The 19,690-nt window shown below is 30.3% G+C and carries 19 protein-coding genes and 2 riboswitches; of the genes, 13 read left to right on the plus strand and 6 right to left on the minus strand.

The genetic code is table 11. The features are described from left to right. The first annotated feature begins 116 nt into the window (after window positions 1-116). Window positions 117-263 carry a hypothetical protein gene (locus N4A55_RS12510; protein WP_293756896.1) on the plus strand — a complete coding sequence of 49 codons (147 nt, stop codon included), beginning with the start codon at window positions 117-119 and terminating at the stop codon, window positions 261-263. Between the two features lie 108 nt (window positions 264-371). Beyond that, window positions 372-2,285, plus strand: coding sequence for a ribosomal protection-like ABC-F family protein (abc-f, locus tag N4A55_RS12515; protein WP_293756899.1), 1,914 nt, complete (start codon window positions 372-374; stop codon window positions 2,283-2,285). A 31-nt stretch (window positions 2,286-2,316) separates the two neighbouring features. Here the strand turns inward: abc-f and N4A55_RS12520 are convergent, their stop codons facing one another. Next, complete coding sequence (locus N4A55_RS12520; RefSeq protein ID WP_293756902.1) at window positions 2,317-3,678, minus strand: aminotransferase class V-fold PLP-dependent enzyme; 1,362 nt, start codon at window positions 3,676-3,678, stop codon at window positions 2,317-2,319. A 269-nt stretch (window positions 3,679-3,947) separates the two neighbouring features. Between N4A55_RS12520 and N4A55_RS12525 the strand changes: the two genes are divergently transcribed. The 3 genes from N4A55_RS12525 to N4A55_RS12535 are packed head-to-tail and all read left to right on the plus strand — an operon-like array spanning window position 3,948 to window position 5,787. After that, entirely contained in the window at window positions 3,948-4,652 is a 705-nt protein-coding gene (locus N4A55_RS12525) for a DUF421 domain-containing protein (protein ID WP_293756904.1), read from the plus strand. A gap of 29 nt (window positions 4,653-4,681) precedes the next feature. Continuing rightward, a complete protein-coding gene (locus N4A55_RS12530; protein ID WP_293756906.1) occupies window positions 4,682-5,047 on the plus strand; it encodes a DUF4363 family protein in 366 nt (121 codons plus the stop codon). An 8-nt stretch (window positions 5,048-5,055) separates the two neighbouring features. Further along, entirely contained in the window at window positions 5,056-5,787 is a 732-nt protein-coding gene (locus tag N4A55_RS12535) for a class I SAM-dependent methyltransferase (RefSeq protein ID WP_293756908.1), read from the plus strand. A 31-nt stretch (window positions 5,788-5,818) separates the two neighbouring features. On the opposite strand, the gene N4A55_RS12540 is transcribed toward N4A55_RS12535, so the two are convergent. From N4A55_RS12540 to N4A55_RS12550, 3 genes are all read right to left on the minus strand, one after another. Further along, complete coding sequence (locus tag N4A55_RS12540) at window positions 5,819-7,270, minus strand: spore germination protein (RefSeq protein ID WP_293756910.1); 1,452 nt, start codon at window positions 7,268-7,270, stop codon at window positions 5,819-5,821. A gap of 9 nt (window positions 7,271-7,279) precedes the next feature. Beyond that, the gene (locus N4A55_RS12545) at window positions 7,280-7,588 is read right to left on the minus strand and encodes a hypothetical protein (RefSeq protein ID WP_293756912.1); all 309 of its coding nucleotides are present in this window, start codon (window positions 7,586-7,588) and stop codon (window positions 7,280-7,282) included. Between the two features lie 87 nt (window positions 7,589-7,675). After that, window positions 7,676-8,875 (minus strand): LysM peptidoglycan-binding domain-containing protein, encoded by a 1,200-nt coding sequence (locus N4A55_RS12550; protein WP_293756914.1) that lies wholly within the window; start codon window positions 8,873-8,875, stop codon window positions 7,676-7,678. A gap of 282 nt (window positions 8,876-9,157) precedes the next feature. Next, a riboswitch (glycine riboswitch) is annotated at window positions 9,158-9,258 on the plus strand. Window positions 9,259-9,261: 3 nt separating this feature from the next. Continuing rightward, a riboswitch (glycine riboswitch) is annotated at window positions 9,262-9,336 on the plus strand. Window positions 9,337-9,547: 211 nt separating this feature from the next. Between N4A55_RS12550 and gcvT the strand changes: the two genes are divergently transcribed. From gcvT to ald, 7 genes are all read left to right on the plus strand, one after another. Then, entirely contained in the window at window positions 9,548-10,654 is a 1,107-nt protein-coding gene (gene gcvT / locus N4A55_RS12555; RefSeq protein WP_293756916.1) for a glycine cleavage system aminomethyltransferase GcvT, read from the plus strand. A 70-nt stretch (window positions 10,655-10,724) separates the two neighbouring features. Further along, window positions 10,725-11,102, plus strand: coding sequence for a glycine cleavage system protein GcvH (gene gcvH / locus N4A55_RS12560; RefSeq protein ID WP_293756918.1), 378 nt, complete (start codon window positions 10,725-10,727; stop codon window positions 11,100-11,102). 28 nt (window positions 11,103-11,130) lie between these two features. Continuing rightward, window positions 11,131-12,471 carry an aminomethyl-transferring glycine dehydrogenase subunit GcvPA gene (gene gcvPA, locus N4A55_RS12565; RefSeq protein ID WP_293756920.1) on the plus strand — a complete coding sequence of 447 codons (1,341 nt, stop codon included), beginning with the start codon at window positions 11,131-11,133 and terminating at the stop codon, window positions 12,469-12,471. Continuing rightward, the gene (gene gcvPB, locus N4A55_RS12570; RefSeq protein ID WP_293756922.1) at window positions 12,472-13,926 is read left to right on the plus strand and encodes an aminomethyl-transferring glycine dehydrogenase subunit GcvPB; all 1,455 of its coding nucleotides are present in this window, start codon (window positions 12,472-12,474) and stop codon (window positions 13,924-13,926) included. It begins immediately after the preceding gene. 24 nt (window positions 13,927-13,950) lie between these two features. Further along, window positions 13,951-15,357 carry a dihydrolipoyl dehydrogenase gene (lpdA, locus tag N4A55_RS12575; protein ID WP_293756924.1) on the plus strand — a complete coding sequence of 469 codons (1,407 nt, stop codon included), beginning with the start codon at window positions 13,951-13,953 and terminating at the stop codon, window positions 15,355-15,357. 356 nt (window positions 15,358-15,713) lie between these two features. Continuing rightward, entirely contained in the window at window positions 15,714-16,175 is a 462-nt protein-coding gene (locus N4A55_RS12580; protein WP_293756926.1) for an Lrp/AsnC family transcriptional regulator, read from the plus strand. Between the two features lie 102 nt (window positions 16,176-16,277). Next, a complete protein-coding gene (gene ald / locus N4A55_RS12585; RefSeq protein WP_293756928.1) occupies window positions 16,278-17,396 on the plus strand; it encodes an alanine dehydrogenase in 1,119 nt (372 codons plus the stop codon). 157 nt (window positions 17,397-17,553) lie between these two features. Here the strand turns inward: ald and N4A55_RS12590 are convergent, their stop codons facing one another. Both N4A55_RS12590 and N4A55_RS12595 read right to left on the minus strand, forming a co-directional pair. Further along, window positions 17,554-18,027 (minus strand): glutathione peroxidase, encoded by a 474-nt coding sequence (locus N4A55_RS12590; protein WP_293756930.1) that lies wholly within the window; start codon window positions 18,025-18,027, stop codon window positions 17,554-17,556. 96 nt (window positions 18,028-18,123) lie between these two features. Continuing rightward, on the minus strand, window positions 18,124-18,558 hold the full coding sequence (locus N4A55_RS12595) for a MarR family winged helix-turn-helix transcriptional regulator (protein WP_293756932.1): 435 nt from the start codon (window positions 18,556-18,558) through the stop codon (window positions 18,124-18,126). Between the two features lie 226 nt (window positions 18,559-18,784). Here N4A55_RS12595 and N4A55_RS12600 point away from each other — a divergent pair, with 226 nt between their 5' ends. Continuing rightward, window positions 18,785-19,591 carry a rhomboid family intramembrane serine protease gene (locus N4A55_RS12600; protein ID WP_293756934.1) on the plus strand — a complete coding sequence of 269 codons (807 nt, stop codon included), beginning with the start codon at window positions 18,785-18,787 and terminating at the stop codon, window positions 19,589-19,591. Window positions 19,592-19,690 lie beyond the last annotated feature (99 nt).

Consider the following 19,690-nt stretch of genomic DNA (forward strand, 5'->3'; position numbering starts at 1 on the left):
AATTAATAAGCAGTGTGAAATATCCTAATTATTATATTTTTCTAGTCCAGTTTAGTATAAAGAAGGATTTAATGTTAGAAATACAAGCTTATAATTAAGAAAAGGTGTGTTAAAAAATGACTCAATCAACTGATTTATGGATGGTATTTAAAAGAAATATAACAGCAATTTTAGATTGTCCTACTACAAGTGCGTCTATTTTTAAATATCCATTATATAGTAAGTTAGTTGAAGGATGTATGTATGAGAATACTGATACCTAGATAAGGAGTAAGTATAGCATATATAGATATAATTGTTTATTAATCCTAGACTAATGTCTAGGATTTTTTGCGTTTAAATATTAATAAAAATTGAAAGGTATGATTACAATGATAGAATTGGGGATTAATAATTTATCAAAGAGTTTTGGAGCTAATAAAATATTTGAAAATGTTAGTTTTGATATAAAAACAGGAGAAATAGTTGGATTAATTGGTGGGAATGGAACTGGTAAGACAACCATAATGAAAATTCTTATGGGGCATGAAGATTATGAAGGTGAAGTTTTCTATCGTAAAGGCGTCACTCTAGGATACCTTGACCAAATACCTGTCTTTGAAGAAGATTATAGTGTTAAGGAAGTACTTTATCTTGCATTTAGTGATGTATATGATATTAAAAAGAAGATGATAAAGATTGAACATTCATTAACTAATGAGGGTAATGATATTGATAAACTCATGAAGGAATACGGTCAGCTTCAAGAAAGGTTTGAGCTTCTAGGAGGATATGACATTGATGAGAAGATGAGTAAGGTAACAATAGGACTTAGGATATCTGACTCCATACAGAAGATGAAGTTTGCTAATCTAAGCGGTGGTGAAAAATCTAAGATTATGCTTGGTAAGATATTATTAGAAAAACCAGAGTTGCTACTTCTTGACGAACCTTCCAATCATCTTGATTTAAAATCAATTGAATGGTTGGAAGAGTACTTGAAAGAATACAAAGGTTCAGTACTTATAATATCTCATGATAGATATTTTTTGGATAGAGTGGTTAATAAAATAGTTGAATTAGAATATAATGGTACTTCAATATATCATGGTAACTACACATATTATCTAATGGAAAAAGAAAGACGGTTTATTGAAGCATACAATAGATATAAGCAAAACCAGAAGAAGATCAATAAGATGGAAGAGCAGATTAAAAGGTATCGTATCTGGGGGAAGATGCGTGACAGCGATAAGATGTATGTTAGAGCCAAAGAGTTGGAAAAAAGACTTGCTAAAATGGAAAAATTAGATAAACCTGTTTTGGAGAAAACTAAAATCAAATTGTCTAGTAAAGGATTTGATAGAACAGGAAAAGAAGTTTTGATATTGAAAGAGATTGAAAAGAGTTTTGAAAGCAGAATACTGTTTTCAGGGCTTAATCTGACATTGTTCTATCAAGATAGTTTAGCTATACTTGGTGATAACGGCACAGGTAAATCTACATTGATAAAGATTGTAATGGAAGATTTTGAAAAAGATAAAGGCAGTATAAAATATGGTTCAAACATAAATATCGGATATCTGCCTCAAGAGGTTAAATTTGAAGATGAAAATACATCTATACTTGAAGCATTTCAATATAAGTATAACATCACAATAGGAGAAGCAAGAAAAGAATTGGCTAAGGTATTATTTATTAAAGATGAAGTATACAAAAAAATAAGTATTTTATCTGGGGGAGAAAAAAGCAGATTAAAATTATGTATGCTCATGTACGAAAAAGTTAATTTCATGATATTAGACGAACCAACGAATCATTTGGATATTGATTCAAGGGAAATCTTAGAAGAGACATTACTTGATTTTAAGGGTACTATACTTTTTGTATCTCATGACCGTTATTTTATTAATAAAATAGCTACTAAAATAGGGGAAATAGAAAATGAAAGGTTAGAATTCTATAATGGAGATTATGAATATTATAAGAATGAATTACTGAAAAAAGCTGATAGTATTATCCTTAAAAGAGGACAAGTAAATAGAAGTAGTAATAAAAATTATAATCGTAAAAGAGAAAATGATAATGAAAAGATTATAAAAAGAAAAAAGAAACTATTAGAATCAATAGAAATAGAGATTGAATCAATAGAATTATCTATTGATGAACTAGACAAAGAGATGTTAGAAAATAGTACAGATGTAGGTAAACTGAATGAAATATCCATTAAACAAAATAATAAGAAAGAAGTACTTAGTAAACTACTAGAAGAATGGGAAAGCATTAGCGAAGAAATAATACTATAGAGGAGCTTCATAAGCTCCTCTATCCTCTATTTTAATATCTTGCAGAACTAGAAATTTTATGATGTTTGGAAGGGTATTTTTTTAAGTAATATGATTTGTTTTTTATTATTTTTTCTATTAGTTCTATCAATATGTCAACTTCTGAATAATCATTATACAGACCGAAACTTATTCTAACCATGCCAGGACGTGGATAACGAGGATTTTTTCGCAGTTTATTGATATCATTTTTGGTTAGGTATAATAATTTTTGTACATAAGGTTGAGCACAGAAGCATCCGCTTCTTACGCTTATACCTGCTTCTTCTGATAAAATATTAGCTACTACAGAATGATGTAGCCCTTTTATATTGAATGTAATGATACCTATTCTATTGTCACAATCATTTTCATTACCATATATGATAACGTCTTTAATCTTGTTTAATTTATTTAATGTATATTCAGTTAGGTTTAATTCCATGTTTTCTATGTAATACATACCTAACTTTTTCATTTCCATTAATGAAGCATTGAGGGCAACTACTCCCATGATATTAGGGGTCCCTGCTTCCTCTTTATATGGTACATCATCCCACATAACACTACTGGGTGTAACTATTTTTACAGTCCCACCACCAACCTGAGTAGGTGAACCATACTTGAAAACATTCTTAGGACCTATAAGGACACCTGTACCAAAAGGTGCATATATTTTATGACCAGAAAAAACTAGATAGTCAATATGATCATTTGTATAAGATGGTTTCATGTCTATAGGTGAATGAGGAATAAGCTGAGCACCGTCAATAAGGATTTTAGCTCCGTACCTATGTGCTAGCTTTGCAAATTCATGAATATCAGTTTTGTATCCAGTAACATTAGAAGCTCCAGAAATGGTTACTAATCTAACTTTACCCTTATACTTTTTTAGCTTTTGTTCACAGTCTTCTAGAGATAGATTTCCTTTATTATCCAAATTAATATAGTCCATGTTAAAATTTTTTCTCCAGGGCAGATCATTGGAATGATGTTCCATGAATGAAGATAATATTATTCCATTATGAATAACTTGTGATAATTTATTGGAAACTTTATTAATAGCTTCAGTAGTATTCTTAACAAATATGACTGTAGAATAGTCCCTATCCATGTTAACAAAATCAGCTACAGTTTTTCTTGTAGCATCGTATATTTCTGATGATAGATTAGATTTATAGCCTGTTCCACGATGTATAGATGAATACCAGGGGGCAAAATCATTAATAGCTTCCATAACAGATGTCAATGGTGGTGTAGTTGCAGCATTATCAAAGTTAATTTCTTTGGTGTATTTACCGTTAGATAAAGGAATTGATACGTCAGTACCTACTACAAGATATTTATAATTTGGTTGAGAAGAGTAGTAATGCATAAAAATCCACCTCATTTATCTATTACTTCAATCCGTAATAGAGTCCTATCACGGATTGAAGATCTATAAAAATATCAATGATTAACTATATTAAAGCTAATCATTAATAATCAAAATAATATCTATGTTAGATAGTAAAAACCTTTTTTAATATAATATGCCAGCTATTTGAATACGTGAAGAAAATGTAAACCTACTTAATTTTTACATAGTATGATATAACATATTATTCATGATAATAGTAAATACTAATGTAGGAGGTGATAAGTTTGAATGAGAGTCTTGTAGTCATTGTAAGAGGTGTAATAGGTTTCTTTTCATTGTTAATATTTACACGTCTACTAGGAAAACAGCAAGTTAGTCAATTAACTCTATTTGAATATATTCTAGGAATAACTATTGGATCGATGGCGTCTACACTTACTACTGATTTAAGTTCTGCTGCATGGCCACATTGGGTAGGATTGGTAGTATGGGCTGCACTGGTATACTTAGTTCAGGTACTTACGATAAAATTCCCTATATTATCAGAATACATTAATGGAAAACCTAGAGTACTAATAGCTAACGGAAAAATACTTGAAAAAAACTTAAAAAAGCTAAGATATAGTTTATATGAATTATTGGAGCAGTTAAGAGTAAATAATATTTTTGATATTAGTCAAGTTGAATTTGCGGTACTTGAAACCAATGGAAAGTTAACGGTACTTAAAAAATCTCAATTTCAAGCTTTGACTCCAAAAGATATGAATATATCAACAGATTATATAGGACTTAGTACAGAATTAATCTATAATGGTGTGGTTATGGAGCATAATCTTGAAAAGGTTGATTTAGATGAAAAATGGCTTAACAGTCAATTGAAGACTAGAGGAATAAAAAATCCTCAGGAAGTTTTCTTGGCAGTACTTAATACATCAGGTGAGTTATATATTGATTTATATAGAGACCATCTAGATGACAAATCCTTGTAAAATGGTTATAATAGAAAGGAAAGTTCTAAATGAAGAGGGTTATAATAATCACATGCACTTGCATACTTTTAGGAATATTTATTCTAATAATGAATTCTGGTAGTTTCTTAAAAAAATCTTTCACAAATCGAGATGATGTGGAAACATTATTACAGAACTTGAATGAAGATATAGTAAATGGTGATTGGAAAAAAGGTCAAGAAGACATAGAAAAATTAATAGATGCATGGGATATGGTAAGCAAAAGAATTCAATTCAGTGTTGAAAGAGATGACTTAATGGGTATTGAACTATCTATTGCTAGGCTTAAGGGGTCAATACGTGGTGAAAACAAAGATCAATCCTTAATTGGATTTGAAGAACTGAAATCATACTGGAACAACTTAGAAGAGTAGGTGGATAAATGAGTTTTTATAAAAGTATATCTAAATCTTATGATAACATATTTCCTTTGAAAGAAAGCATGGTTAATTACGTCCTAGAAAGTATTTCAGATTATTCATCTTGTAGATTATTAGATATTGGATGTGCTACTGGACATATGGCTGGAACTATTGCTGCAAAAGATGTAGAAGTTATAGGGATTGACCTGAATTCTGAAATGATAAAATATGCAGCAAATAATTTTGAAAAGGACAATATCTGTTTTCAAGTTATGGATATGTTGAAAATAGAAGAAAAATTCAAAAAAAATAGTTTTGATATAGTTACTTGTTTTGGTAATACATTAGTTCACTTGACTAATGAAGAGGAGATATTTGAAGCTTTGAAGAATATGAAAGCTGTTCTAAAAGCTAATGGTAAGCTTTTAATTCAGATATTGAATTATCAGTATATCTTAGATAAAAGTATCAAAAAATTACCTATCATAGAAAATGAGTATATCAAATTTGAGAGATTCTATACAGAACAAATAAGGGATGAAAGATTAATTTTTGAGACAAGATTAACTATAAGAAACACAGGAGAGATAATTTCAAATGAAATATACCTGTATCCTTTATTGGAAAAACAATTGAATACTTATCTTGAAAAACTAGGATTTCGTAATATTAAGTTCTATAAGAATTTTAATAGAGAACCTGCATCTTATAATCATCTGCCTTTGGTTGTAGAGGCATCATTAGGTGAATAAAAGATACAGGTTAAAAAACGTATTATAATATTTAGTTTACTGATTTATTGTTTTCTTTGTATTTTTTGGTATTTCTTTTGATTTCAATTATAGGTTTTCTAAGGAGTATATTAGAAAGGGCTTTCCCATTAAAAGGAATGAGAGGCCATGTATATCGCATACCACTAAAGGTTTTGGTTGTTCCCATAATGATAAGTATGATTATTATACCGGCAAAAAATCCATATGCATTAAATAAACCAGTTAACAATAATAGGAATAGTCTAAATAAGCGTATTGCTAGTGCAAATTCAATGCTTGGAGAAGCAAAAGTACATATTCCTACAATTGCCATATACAATATGGTTTCTGGTATGAACCAACCTACATCTACAGCAAACTGACTAAGAATCAAACCACCGATTATACCTAGAGAAGTAGATAAGGTATTAGGGGTATGAATTGATGCAATCCTTAACATATCAAGACCTAACTCCAATATAATGAATTGAATGAATAAAGGAATATTACCAACTTCTTCTGGACCAATGAATTCTAAAGCTTCAGGTAAATACCATGGATTTAATGCCAATAAAAGCCAAAGTGGTGATAATACCGTAGCTATAAAAATGGACAAAAACCTTATCCATCTTATATATGTTCCTACTAACGGATTTTGATAATAGTCTTCCGAATGTTGAGTAAAATGAAAGAATGTAGTAGGCAATAATATTACACTTGGGGATGTATCTACTATAATAACAATATGACCCTCAAGAAGATGAGCTGCCACAACGTCAGGTCTTTCTGTAAAACGTACTTGTGGCATTGGGTTATACCATTTTTTCTTTATTAAAAGTTCTTCTAGTGATTTTTCAGCCATGATAAGGGATTCAACTTGAATATTATCAATTTTTTTGTGAAGGTCTTCAAGTAGTTTATCATCAACAAGGTCTGCTATATAACCAATTGAAACATCTGTTTTAGAACGTTTTCCTACGGTAGTCATTTCAAAGATTAATCTAGAATCTCTTACCCTTCTTCTTATTAATGCAGTATTGAAGATAACAGTTTCAACTAATCCATCACGAGAACCTCGAGTTACTTTTTCAAGATCAGGTTCTTCTGGACCTCTTGTAGGATAAGTTCTAGCATCAATTATTATACCCTCAGATTGATTTTCTAATATTAACCCGACTGCTCCTGATAGTACAGAATCTCTAATAGTATCATAATCATTGAAGGTTTCAACTTCTATATATCCAATATGACTTGAGATCCATTGTTTTAAATCATTGATATTGGTATCCTGCGTAGGTAGGTTCTGTAGGTTTTCTAATAACCATAACATTATATCGTCTTTTGCAAATCCATCTATAAAGACAAGATATCCTTTTGTATTCCCAAAAGTAAGGTCTCGTCCAATGATATCAAAGCTTTTTTTGATAGGTAGTATTTTATTGATTACATCAATATTTTTTGTCAGGTTTTTCGATAATATCATTATAATCTCCTATCCTAAGAATTCAGGTTTTCTTGTGCGGTCAGAGCGTACAGCTTTTTGGAGTATAGTGAAATCGAATTGGTCAGGATTTAAGTTGAAATCACATGGGAATTTGGTACCACAATCTACACATTGGATGTATTGAAAAGAATCCCCATTTTCCCTAGTATCAAATTCAAAAGATAGATTCTTATCATTTTGCGGTATATTATTATCACCTGTACCTATCTTATAAGAATAGGTGAAGGTAGCTTGATGTTTTGCTATTAGATTAGTGGAATTACAAACAGGGCAATGTATAGAATTATTTAAATTCATTTAATCACTTCCTTGATAATTATTATATATAATAAGTATTACCAATTACTAATTATATATGTTGTCAAATAAAAATTAACACCTCTATTATATCGAAGATATACCTGCCGCTATTTTTATTTGCTTTTGATGTTCATCATTAATTAGTCCATCTTTATGTCTTGTGCTGTTAAGAAAATGAATATCAAAATGACCCGTAAAGTTATTATTGGTTATATATTGTATACTATGAGGCATAAAAGACATTGAAGCAGCTACTTTTCTTCCATCAATTTCTACGATAACAGGTCTTACTACCCATGAATAACCACCCCATATTCCCTTTGCAATTGCTGTATCATTAGCTGTAAGGGGTTCGCAATCAGCATGATTAGCTCCAATAGTTCTCTTTATATTAAAAGTTTTTCCAGTATGAAAATCCGTTATTTTAGCTGTTTCGTTAATGGGAAATACATATTGTGCCTCCAAAAACCAATCAAGATATTCACCATGTTTAGTTGATACAGTAGACTTAACAGGTATATTATGGACTGGTACTTTCACTCTTTGTCCAATACTTAGCATGGTATTTTCGTTATAATTATTAACTTTCATAAGTTCCGTCTGAGGTATACCGTATTTAATTGATATAGTCCATATATTTTCTCCGGATTGGACTGAATGAGTAATATAGCTTACGGTAGGTGTGGCAGAAGGTGTATCTATGGTACCTGTAGTGGTATTAGAACTAACTCCATTTATTTTTAATGTTTGACCAATGTATATAACATCACTAGATAAATTGTTAAGCTTTTTTAAATTATTAACAGTTGTACCATAGGCTTTTGAGATTTTGTAGAGGGTATCACCAGCCACTACCTTATAAGTAGCTCCTCCTCTTGGAATTAACAGATCCTGATTAACATAAATGACATCTGATTTTAAGTTATTCAATGACTTTAAGGCATCTACGGTTGTATCATATTTCTTGGATATTTTCCATAAGGTATCTCCGCTGACTACCTTGTATGTGGTACTAGTAGTAGCTGCACTTACATTTGTATTGTTCATTAATGGAACTGATGCAATAAGCATAGTACCTAGCATAACCTTACATAAGTTTATTTTAAGTTTTGGAAATTGCGTATTAATATAGTCTCTAATAGCATCATAAAATTGATTTTTCTTTTTAATATTAATCTGTCCATATTCATCAGCAAATTCAGTATCAATACTGTCTAAATAGAGTATAAGTGTATATTCTCCGTTATCCTGTTTAATTAATCTATAATTATTATTAAAGTTCATAATTACCTCCTTGATGATATATTTTTTTATAATATTAGGTTATGTATTATGAATTAAAATTATTGAGTAAAATTTATTGTATTAATATATTTTTTTAGGGAAAATAAGATTAATATAACACTTGATACTATTATTTTTAACCTTATTTTATGGAAACACTTGAAATATTTCTCAAAATACATTATTATGAAATTATAAATGATGAGTGGTAATTATAATACTCATTAACATATATAATAGTATATAATATGATTTAGATAATAATTAAATAGTGAATCCTATGGGAAAATTGCGAGAGATACCTATTAAGGAGCCGAAGAAGCAACATAGAAATAAGCCATATTTCTATGGAATCTTTCAGGTAAAAGGATCGTAATTGGATGGGAATTCTGGAAAGCTTTTTGAAAGCACCGAAGGAGCAATATCTTAATGATAGAATCTCTCAGGTAAAAATACAGGATAAGACGGCATTTATATTAAAATGCTCTCTTATCCTTTTTTAAATCATAATACTAATATATTTATTTCAATATAAGTTGAATTAAATAATTGCTATAGAGGCAGCAATTATTTAGAACTAATAGGTTTTTAAAATTAAGGGAAATATATTGAACTAATTAAAATGGGTGTATAGATATATAAGTTCAATATATAAATAAGGGAGGTTTACATATGGAACAAAGTAAAAGAACAGCTTTATATGATACTCATAAGAAATATAATGGAAACATAGTAGATTTTGCAGGTTTTGAACTTCCATTATATTATGAAAGTATTCTTGAAGAGCACAATGCTGTAAGAAATAATGCAGGGATGTTTGACGTAAGTCATATGGGTGAAGTTACAATTAAGGGAGAAGAGGCAGAAAAATACATACAGAATCTAGTTACAAACGATATATCAATCATTACAGATAATGGAGTTATGTATACGCTTATGTGCTATGAAAACGGTGGTGTTGTAGATGATTTGTTAGTCTATAAACATAATACTACTAACTATCTTCTTGTCATTAATGCAAGCAATATTGAAAAAGACTACAATTGGATGGTAGAACAGAAAGGTTCATTTGATGTTGATTTAGAAAATATTAGCGATGATGTAGCAGAAATTGCGATACAAGGACCAAAAGCACAAGAAATACTCCAAAAATTGACAGATACAGATTTGCAGGCAATTACATTTTTTAGATTCAATGAGAACGTATTAGTCAATAATAATAAATGTATTGTATCAAGAACAGGATATACAGGAGAAGATGGTTTTGAAATATATACTTCTCTAGACAATATAGTCAATATATGGGAAGCAATAATGGAAGCGGGTAAAGATGAAGGATTAAAACCTGCTGGATTAGGTTGCAGGGATACACTTAGATTCGAGGTTGCATTACCCTTATATGGAAATGAAATAGATAAAGACATAACTCCTTTAGAAGCATCATTAGGATATTTTGTGAAATTAGACACAGATTTTATAGGTAAAGATGTATTGGTTAAACAAAAAGAGCAGGGACTATCAAGAAAGCTTGTTGGTATTGAATTGCTTGGAAAAGGGATAGCTAGACATGGTTATGATATTTTATCACCTCAAGGAGATAAGATAGGAGTTGTTACTACAGGTTATCAATCACCATCAGTAGGTAAAACTGTAGCTCTTGGTTTAATTAATATAGATTATACTAAAATGGGGACAGATGTAAGTGTTAAGATCAGAAAAAAACAAGTGCCAGCTAAGGTAGTAAGCAAAAAATTCTATAAGAAAAATTATTCTAAGTAGTTAAACATAGAGGCAATGCCTCGTTATATTTATACTAAACAATATAAAATAAAATTAGGAGGAATTAACAATGAAAATAATGGAAGATTATTATTACACTAAAAATCATGAATGGGTTAAAGTTGATGGAGATACTGCAATAATAGGTGTATCAGATTATGCACAACATGCTATGGGTCAAATAGTTTATGTGGAATTACCAGAAATAGATGATGAATTCTCTAAGGAAGATGCTTTTAGTGTTGTAGAATCAGTAAAAGCTGCATCAGATATATATATGCCTGTTGGAGGTACAATAACCCAGGTTAATGAAGATTTGGATGATGAGCCAGAGTTAATTAATACTGACCCATATACTAACTACATCTGTAAAATTGAATTAGCTGATGAAAATGAAATAGAAGATCTAATGAATGCAAAAGAATATGCAGAGTTTTGCGATAAATAAAATTAATATGTAAGGAGGTAGGTAGCTTATGTTTCCATATTTACCACATACAGAAGAAGATATAAAGAGTATGTTAGAAGTTATAGGGGTAGAGAGCATAGATGCTTTATTTGATGATGTACCTGAGAAAATAAGGTTAAAGGAATTATTGAATATTAATAAACCTATGAGTGAATTAGAAGTAAGTCAGTACATGAAAAAGTTTGCTGATAGTAATAAAGGAGTAGATGATCTAGTATGTTTTTTAGGAGCAGGAGCATATGACCATTATATACCATCTATTATCAAACATATAACTTCACGTTCGGAATTCTATACTGCTTACACTCCATACCAACCTGAAATTAGTCAAGGCACATTACAGGCTATATTTGAATATCAAAGTATGATATGTGAATTGACAGGTATGGATGTTGCCAATGCTTCATTATATGACGGTTCTACAGCTACAGCAGAGGGAGCCCTTATGGCATGTGGAGCCACAAGAAGAAATAAAATTGCTGTATCTAGGACTGTGAGTCCAGGTACAAGAAAAGTTTTAGAGACTTATACAAAATATAAGGGAATAGAATTTATTGAAATAGAAGAAAATGATGGTGTAACTAATATAGATGATCTAAGAATTAAGATGAATAAAGATGTTGCAGGAGTGATTGTTCAAAATCCTAACTTCTTTGGAATTATCGAAGATATGAGTGAGGTAGAAAAAATTACCCATAATTCAAAAGGTCTATTAATGATTAATGTAGACCCAATATCACTGGCTATTCTAAAAACTCCAGGTGAATATGGTGCTGATATAGTTATTGGTGAAGGTCAGAGTCTAGGTAATTCACTTAATTTCGGAGGTCCATATCTAGGATTTATTTCCTGTACTAAAAAATTGATGAGAAAACTCCCAGGTAGGATAGTAGGTCAGGCAAAAGATGTAAATGGAAAAAGAGGTTTTGTGTTGACTCTACAAGCTAGAGAACAACATATAAGACGTGATAAAGCAACTTCCAATATTACTTCCAACCAAGGTCTTAACGCTCTTACTGCTGCTATATATCTTAGTACTCTCGGTAAAGAAGGATTAAAAGAAGTAGCTAACAATTGTCTGCAAAGAGCTCATTATGCTGCTGAACTAATAAGTAAGTCCAGTAAATACAAACTTAGATTCAATAGACCATTCTTTATGGAGTTTGTGGTTAAGAGCAGTATAAAACCTGAAATAGTTAATAAAGAGCTTCTACATAATAATATTCTTGGGGGTTATGAACTAGGAGGGGATTATAGTAATTATAATAATGATATTCTCCTATGTGTAACTGAGAAAAGAACAAAGAAACAAATAGATGATTTAGTAAACATAATGGAGGGGATGTAAATGATAGAATACAATAAATTGATTTTTGAGATATCAAAAGATGGTAGAAAAAGCTATAGCCTTCCAGAGTGTGACGTGCCTAATACTAACATAGAGGAACTTATTCCAGCTGAATTTCTTAGAAAAGAAGATGCACAGTTGCCACAAGTAAGTGAAGTAGATGTAATACGTCATTTTACGTTATTATCTAATAAGAACTTTGGCGTAGACACTGGATTCTATCCTCTTGGTTCTTGTACAATGAAATATAATCCAAAGATAAATGAAGATATGGCTTCCCTTGATGGGTTTACAAAACTTCATCCTTTACAGCCAGAAAGCACAGTGCAGGGAGCATTAGAATTAATGTATAACCTACAAGAAAGCCTACAAGAGATAACTGGTATGTCAAAAGTTTCTTTACAGCCTGCGGCAGGGGCTCAAGGAGAATTGACAGGACTTATGATAGTTAAGGCATATCATGATTATAATGGTAATCATAATAAGAAAAAAATAATCATCCCTGATTCTGCACATGGTACTAATCCAGCTAGTACTAGTATGGCAGGTTTTACATCTGTTGAAATTAAATCAAATGACAAGGGAATTGTAGATATTCAGGCGCTAAAAGAAGTATTAGACGAAGATGTTGCAGGGCTTATGCTTACTAATCCTAATACACTTGGTCTATTTGAAAAGGATATCCTAACTATATCAGAGTTGGTTCATGAGGTAGGAGGACTACTTTATTATGATGGTGCTAATATGAATGCTAATATGGGAATAACACGTCCTGGTGATATGGGATTTGATATTGTCCATCTTAATCTACATAAGACATTTTCAGCACCTCATGGAGGAGGAGGACCAGGCAGTGGACCAGTTGGTGTGGTTAAAGAATTAGCTCCATTCCTTCCAATGCCAATAGTAGAGAAAGAAGGCGACGAATATACTCTTAAAAATAGTATAGAAACATCTATAGGAGCAGTTAAAAACTTCTATGGTAATTTTGGAGTGCTTGTAAAAGCTTACACTTATATTCTTACTATGGGAGGAGAAGGCTTGAGACAGGCGAGCAGGTTAGCAGTACTTAATGCTAATTATATGAAGGAAAGATTAAAAGATGATTATATATTACCAGTTGATGAAGTATGTAAACATGAATTTGTTTTAGGTGGATTAGGAGAAAATGAAGGTCAAGTAACAACATTAGATGTTGCTAAGAGACTTATGGATTATGGATATCATCCACCTACAATATATTTCCCACTTATAATAGATAGTGCTATGATGATAGAGCCTACAGAAACTGAAAGCAAGGAAAATATGGATGGTTTTATAGATGCTCTTATCAAAATAAAAGAAGAGTCTATTAGTAATCCAGAGAAATTGAAAAAAGCTCCATTTAAAACTTGTATCAGAAGATTTGATGAAGTTACAGCAGCTAGAAAACCAATATTACGTTACACAAAATAATCTTAATAAATGGGAGGTGGATCAATGAAGGATATTATTGTAATAGGTGGTGGACCTGGAGGTTATGTGGCAGCCATAAGAGCCGCTCAGCTTGGTGCGAAGGTATGTATAATCGAGAAGGATAGATTTGGAGGTACTTGTCTTAATAGAGGTTGTATACCTACAAAAGCTCTATATAGAAATGCTGAGATAGTAAATACCCTAGGCAGAAGCAACGAATTTGGTATAGACATAGAGAACTATAATATTGATTATAAGAGTGTGCTAAAAAGAAAAGATAACATAGTAGAAAAATTAGTCAGTGGTGTAGAAAAATTATTGAATGATAATGGTATTTTGATAATAGATGGTACAGGCATAATAAAAGATCAGCAAACTATAGAAGTTATCAAAACAAATGGAGATAAAGAGATTATAAAAGGAAAAAATATAATAATAGCAACAGGTTCAATGCCTGTAAAACCTCCTATTGATGGAATCTGCGAACCAAATGTCCTTACAACTAAAGAAATATTAGAGTGTGAAGAGATACCAGAAAAATTAGTGATTATAGGTGGTGGCGTTGTTGGTATGGAATTCGCTAGTATCTTCAATGCTTTTGGGTCACAAGTTTCTGTAATAGAGTATTTGCCCAATATTTTAAGTGGTGTAGATATAGGTATATCAAAACGTTTTAAATCAATGGCAAAGAGAAAAAATATTGATATTATGACTAAATCAAAAGTCACTAAGATTATTAGTGATAACAATAAACTGCAAGTATGTTACGAAAGTAACAATAAACAAAAGATAGTAGAAGCAGATAAAATATTGGTTGCAGTGGGAAGAAAACCTAATCTAGTAAACTTAGGATTAACTGAAATCAGTATTGATTATGATAGTAAGGGTATCAAAGTTGATGAGAATTATCAAACGTCTCAAAAAGGAATATATGCTATAGGTGATGTGAACGGTAAGATAATGCTTGCACATGTGGCCTCACATCAAGGAATTGAAGTAGTGGATTATATAATGGGAGTTAGCTCTAATGAAGGTTCTCAAGTGGTACCAAGCTGTATATTTGTATTTCCTGAGATTGCTTGTGTAGGGATTACGGAACAACAAGCAAAGGAAGAGAATATTAATGTGAAAATTGGCAAATTCATGTTTTCAGCTAATGGAAAAGCAATGGCTCTAGGAGAAGAAGAAGGATTTGTTAAGATTATTGCAAGTGGAGAAGATGATGCAATATTAGGTATGCATATATTAGGACCTCATGCATCTGATTTAATACATGAAGGAGTTTTAGCTATCCAAAATGGTTTAAAGACTGTTGATGTTATTAAAACAATCCATGCTCATCCAACTCTTGGAGAGGCAATACATGAAGCTGCTTTAGATACTCAAAATAGAGGCATACATTTAATACCAAAAAACAATTATAAGTTATAATAGATTAATTATCTGACATATGTTAATTGGTTAATTTATTATCATATAAATATAAATAAGCCAATCAAAAAAATGGTAAAAAATATTAAAGATGAATATTTAAATCACAAAAAATATTACTGATTTAAATCAATAATATTTTAAAATGGTTTTCCATAGTATATACTGACATTATAAGACATTTCACAGATTAATTATTCAGCCATAAATACACATATACAAGAATTATTATGTTATGTATTATGAGTAAACTTAAATATTACTAATAGAGTTTGTAAGAAGTTAATATATTATACTCTAAGAATAGGATACAAAAAAGAGTTACTCCCAATATAATTATTAGAAAAGAGGACTGTATGGATTCGATTGATATTAGTATTTTGAGATTATTGCAAAAAAATGCAAGGTCTACTGTTTCAGAAATAAGCTCCAAGATTAATTTGTCTATATCAGCCGTAAGTGATAGGCTGAAAAAACTTGAATCTGGAGGTATCATAGATCAATATACAACAATTATCAACCCTAATTATCTGAATAAAAGATTGACAGCAATCATGTTCGTTGCTATTGATAGACCTAAGTATACTGATGATTTTATTAACTTTATCAAAGAAACAGATGAAATACTTGATTGTCTGTATATAGCTGGAGAATATGATTATTCATTAAAAATCGTTACTAAGGATACGTTTTCTCTAGAACAACTATTGAATAAAATAAAAGCAATTGAAGGCATCAAAAAAACTAAAACAAACGTAGTTTTATCTACAGTCAAGAATGCACACTCAATTATTCCATCAATGGAGACATCAAAATAGAAAATGCTTATAAGTATCCTGTTGGTAGTATACAGTTTAGCTAATACCGATTACAGCAATTAACTGTATAGTATATATAATTATTTATGAAGGAGGAAATTTATGATTATAGGTGTATTAAAAGAAATTAAAAACAACGAAAACAGGGTAGGATTAACTCCTGCAGGTGTAAGTGCTTTAGTAAAAAATGGTCACACGGTATATGTTGAAACTAAGGCAGGACTTGGCAGTGGTATTACTAATGAAGAATATGTTGAAGCTGGTGGGGTTATAAAAGAAAAAAATACTGATATATTCGATACATCAGATATCATAGTAAAAGTAAAAGAGCCTTTAGAATGTGAGTATGACCTATTCAAAGAAGGTCAAACACTATATACATATTTACACCTTGCTCCTAATGAGCCTCTTACTAAAGCTTTACTAAGGAAAAAGGTTACTGGTATAGCTTATGAAACTGTTGAAGATAAAGACGGTTCTTTACCATTACTAGTTCCTATGAGCGAAGTAGCAGGAAGAATGTCAACTCAAGTTGGTGCTCATTTACTTCAAAAATATACTGGTGGAATGGGTGTTCTACTTGGTGGTGTACCAGGAGTTTTACCAGCAGAAGTTGTTATTATAGGTGGAGGAATCGTTGGTACTAACGCAGCAAAAATGGCATTAGGTCTTGGAGCTAGAGTAACAATACTTGATATCAATGCTCATCGTCTTGCACAATTAGATGATATATTTGGTGGAAGAGTTTCAACACTTATCTGTAACGATTATAATATCTGTCAAATGGTTAAAAAGGCTGATTTATTAATTGGTGCTGTACTTGTAAAAGGCGCAAAAGCTCCTAAGATAGTAAAAGAAGAAATGGTTAAGACAATGAAGAAAGGTTCTGTTATAGTTGATGTAGCTATTGACCAGGGTGGTTCTATAGAAACTATAGATCATATAACTACTCACGATAATCCATGTTATGAAAGATATGGAGTTATTCATTATAGTGTAGCTAATATGCCAGGAGCTGTTCCAAGAACATCTACTTATGCTTTAACAGGTGTAACTCTTCCATATCTTGTAAAAATGGCTAATAAAGGTGTGAAAGAAGCTTTGCTTGAAGATAAGAGATTATTATTAGGTCTTAATACTTATGATGGAAAGGTAACCTATGATAATGTAGCAACAGGATTAAATCTAGAATATTATGATCCAATGACTTTATTAAAATAGATTATTATTCACAATAATAATATGTGTATCAGTAAATATGGCGGTCTCATAATACTTTTTTGGTAGTATTGTAATGTATTATGAGAGCCGTCAAATTAGTTAGTAACAATGTTATTATAATTAAATGTCTAATTATAATTAATATAATAATACGTATTTATAATAGTTCTTGTATATCTTTTTTTAGTTTTGATGGTTTTGTTGTAGGAGCATATCTTTTTATAATATTGCCTTTAGAATCAATTAAGAATTTGGTAAAATTCCATTTTATCTCTTTTCCGAATACTGAGTTACTATTATTTTTAAGATATTTGTAAAGAGGATGAGCGTTTTCTCCATTAACATTAATCTTTTCAAACATAGTAAAAGTAACTCCATAATTTAGTTGGCAAAATTCGTGTATTTCTTTATTAGTACCAGAGTCTTGATTAGCAAATTGGTTACATGGAAAACCTATAATTTCTAAACCTTGTTCTTTGTATTCTTGATATAATGCTTCTAGTTCTTTGAATTGAGGTGTTAATCCACATTTACTTGCCGTATTTACAACAAGAACTACCTTTCCCTCATATTGTCTCATAGATGTTTCTTTTTGGTTCATACTTGTAGCTGAAAAATCATAAAAATTCATACTATTAATCTCCCTTCATAGTTATTGATTTTGTTAAATTTAATTTTGATAAATCAAATATGGTAAAATAAAAACAAGAAATAAATGTCTTGTATTCTATTTTGATATGTTTTTTAATACTAAATCTAGATATTTCTTTAACATTGTAAGAGATTCTTCGTTTCCTTTAAACTGAGAGTACAATTTTGTGGGTACGTCAACAATATCATCACGTAGTAAAAGTCCTTTTTGAGTTAATTCTATTGTAACCAATCTATCATCTTCTATGTTTCTGTACTTAGTTATTAAGCCCATTGATTCTAATTTCTTAATAACTGGAGTGAGTGTACCTGAGTCTAAATGTAGCCTTCTGCCTATTTCTTTAAAAATGATTTTTTGTTCTTCCCATATTACTAACATAGTTACATATTGAGTATAAGTTAGATTGTATTTACTTAGTAATGGTTTGTATAGTTTAATAATTTCTCTAGATAATGCATAAAGAGGAAAGCATATCTGATTCTCCAATTTTATTTTATCATATTTATCCATCTTATTTAGTAGCTCCTATTTATCATTAATTGATACAAATTTAATTGAGTTAAATTAAATTATAGTTTTATTATATGCTACTAGTAGTTATTTGTCAACTCCCTATATGTTTTTTTTTGATTGACTTAATATTACTAAAGAGGTAAAATTACTATTATTATGTAACTTAATTTACATAATAAATTAATTGTATATGACTAAAATAAACAGAACGAGGAGGTAGTTTATGAAATTTCTTAATAAATTAGAAAGGAAACTAGGTAGATTTGCAATAAGAAATCTAATGTTATATATAGTAGTATGTAATGCTTTTGTATATATTTTTATGAGGTTTTCTCCCATACAAACCACATTAAACTTAGCACTAATACCACAATTAATAAAACAAGGTGAAATCTGGAGATTAGTTACTTTTGTATTTTTTCCACCTACCACCAGTACAATCTTTTTAGTGTTTGTATTATATTTTTATTATATGATAGGTAGTACACTAGAACATGAATGGGGAAGTTTCAAGTTTAATATCTATTATTTATTAGGAATCATAGGTGCTATAGTAGGAGCATTCATAACAAATATACCAGTAATTAGTTCCTTCTATATTAATTTGTCATTGTTCTTAGCATTTGCTAGACTCTATCCAGATTACCAAGTATTATTGTTTTTTATTATACCAGTAAAGATGAAGTGGTTGGCATGGTTGGACTGGGCATATTTTGCTTATATAATATTAATGGGTAATTCTCCTGCTAGATTAGCTGCTATAATGGCGCTAATTAATTACTTTATATTCTTTGGAAAAGATATTATTAAAGGTACAAAAAATACTACAACAAGTTATTACAGAAAAAAACAATATAATGCAGGAGTAAATAGTAATAAAAAAGCATCTGTTCATAAATGTACAGTTTGCGGAAGAACTGAACTTGACGATAGTAACTTAGAATTTAGATATTGTTCAAAATGTCATGGCTATCATGAATATTGTATGGATCACCTTCATAATCATGAACATATTAAGGGAAATAATTAGATTATTATTGGCTGGAATTTAGATTTTTTAGAGTATAATTAAATTACTATATAAGAAAAATAGTTCTGATTAGACAGAACTATTTTTCTTTACAAGATG

Source organism: Vallitalea sp., from assembly GCF_025211055.1.
GTDB lineage: Bacteria > Bacillota > Clostridia > Lachnospirales > Vallitaleaceae > Vallitalea.

What these genes read in the sequence shown, in the direction of transcription:
- N4A55_RS12595 (WP_293756932.1), bottom strand. Translation starts at nt 18,558, where the DNA reads ATGGATAAATATGATAAAATAAAATTGGAGAATCAGATATGCTTTCCT.
- N4A55_RS12510 (WP_293756896.1), top strand. Translation starts at nt 117, where the DNA reads ATGACTCAATCAACTGATTTATGGATGGTATTTAAAAGAAATATAACA.
- gcvPA (WP_293756920.1), top strand. Translation starts at nt 11,131, where the DNA reads ATGTTTCCATATTTACCACATACAGAAGAAGATATAAAGAGTATGTTA.
- N4A55_RS12545 (WP_293756912.1), bottom strand. Translation starts at nt 7,588, where the DNA reads ATGAATTTAAATAATTCTATACATTGCCCTGTTTGTAATTCCACTAAT.
- lpdA (WP_293756924.1), top strand. Translation starts at nt 13,951, where the DNA reads ATGAAGGATATTATTGTAATAGGTGGTGGACCTGGAGGTTATGTGGCA.
- gcvH (WP_293756918.1), top strand. Translation starts at nt 10,725, where the DNA reads ATGAAAATAATGGAAGATTATTATTACACTAAAAATCATGAATGGGTT.
- N4A55_RS12580 (WP_293756926.1), top strand. Translation starts at nt 15,714, where the DNA reads ATGGATTCGATTGATATTAGTATTTTGAGATTATTGCAAAAAAATGCA.
- N4A55_RS12530 (WP_293756906.1), top strand. Translation starts at nt 4,682, where the DNA reads ATGAAGAGGGTTATAATAATCACATGCACTTGCATACTTTTAGGAATA.
- N4A55_RS12550 (WP_293756914.1), bottom strand. Translation starts at nt 8,875, where the DNA reads ATGAACTTTAATAATAATTATAGATTAATTAAACAGGATAACGGAGAA.
- abc-f (WP_293756899.1), top strand. Translation starts at nt 372, where the DNA reads ATGATAGAATTGGGGATTAATAATTTATCAAAGAGTTTTGGAGCTAAT.
- gcvPB (WP_293756922.1), top strand. Translation starts at nt 12,472, where the DNA reads ATGATAGAATACAATAAATTGATTTTTGAGATATCAAAAGATGGTAGA.
- ald (WP_293756928.1), top strand. Translation starts at nt 16,278, where the DNA reads ATGATTATAGGTGTATTAAAAGAAATTAAAAACAACGAAAACAGGGTA.
- N4A55_RS12535 (WP_293756908.1), top strand. Translation starts at nt 5,056, where the DNA reads ATGAGTTTTTATAAAAGTATATCTAAATCTTATGATAACATATTTCCT.
- N4A55_RS12520 (WP_293756902.1), bottom strand. Translation starts at nt 3,678, where the DNA reads ATGCATTACTACTCTTCTCAACCAAATTATAAATATCTTGTAGTAGGT.
- N4A55_RS12540 (WP_293756910.1), bottom strand. Translation starts at nt 7,270, where the DNA reads ATGATATTATCGAAAAACCTGACAAAAAATATTGATGTAATCAATAAA.
- gcvT (WP_293756916.1), top strand. Translation starts at nt 9,548, where the DNA reads ATGGAACAAAGTAAAAGAACAGCTTTATATGATACTCATAAGAAATAT.
- N4A55_RS12600 (WP_293756934.1), top strand. Translation starts at nt 18,785, where the DNA reads ATGAAATTTCTTAATAAATTAGAAAGGAAACTAGGTAGATTTGCAATA.
- N4A55_RS12590 (WP_293756930.1), bottom strand. Translation starts at nt 18,027, where the DNA reads ATGAATTTTTATGATTTTTCAGCTACAAGTATGAACCAAAAAGAAACA.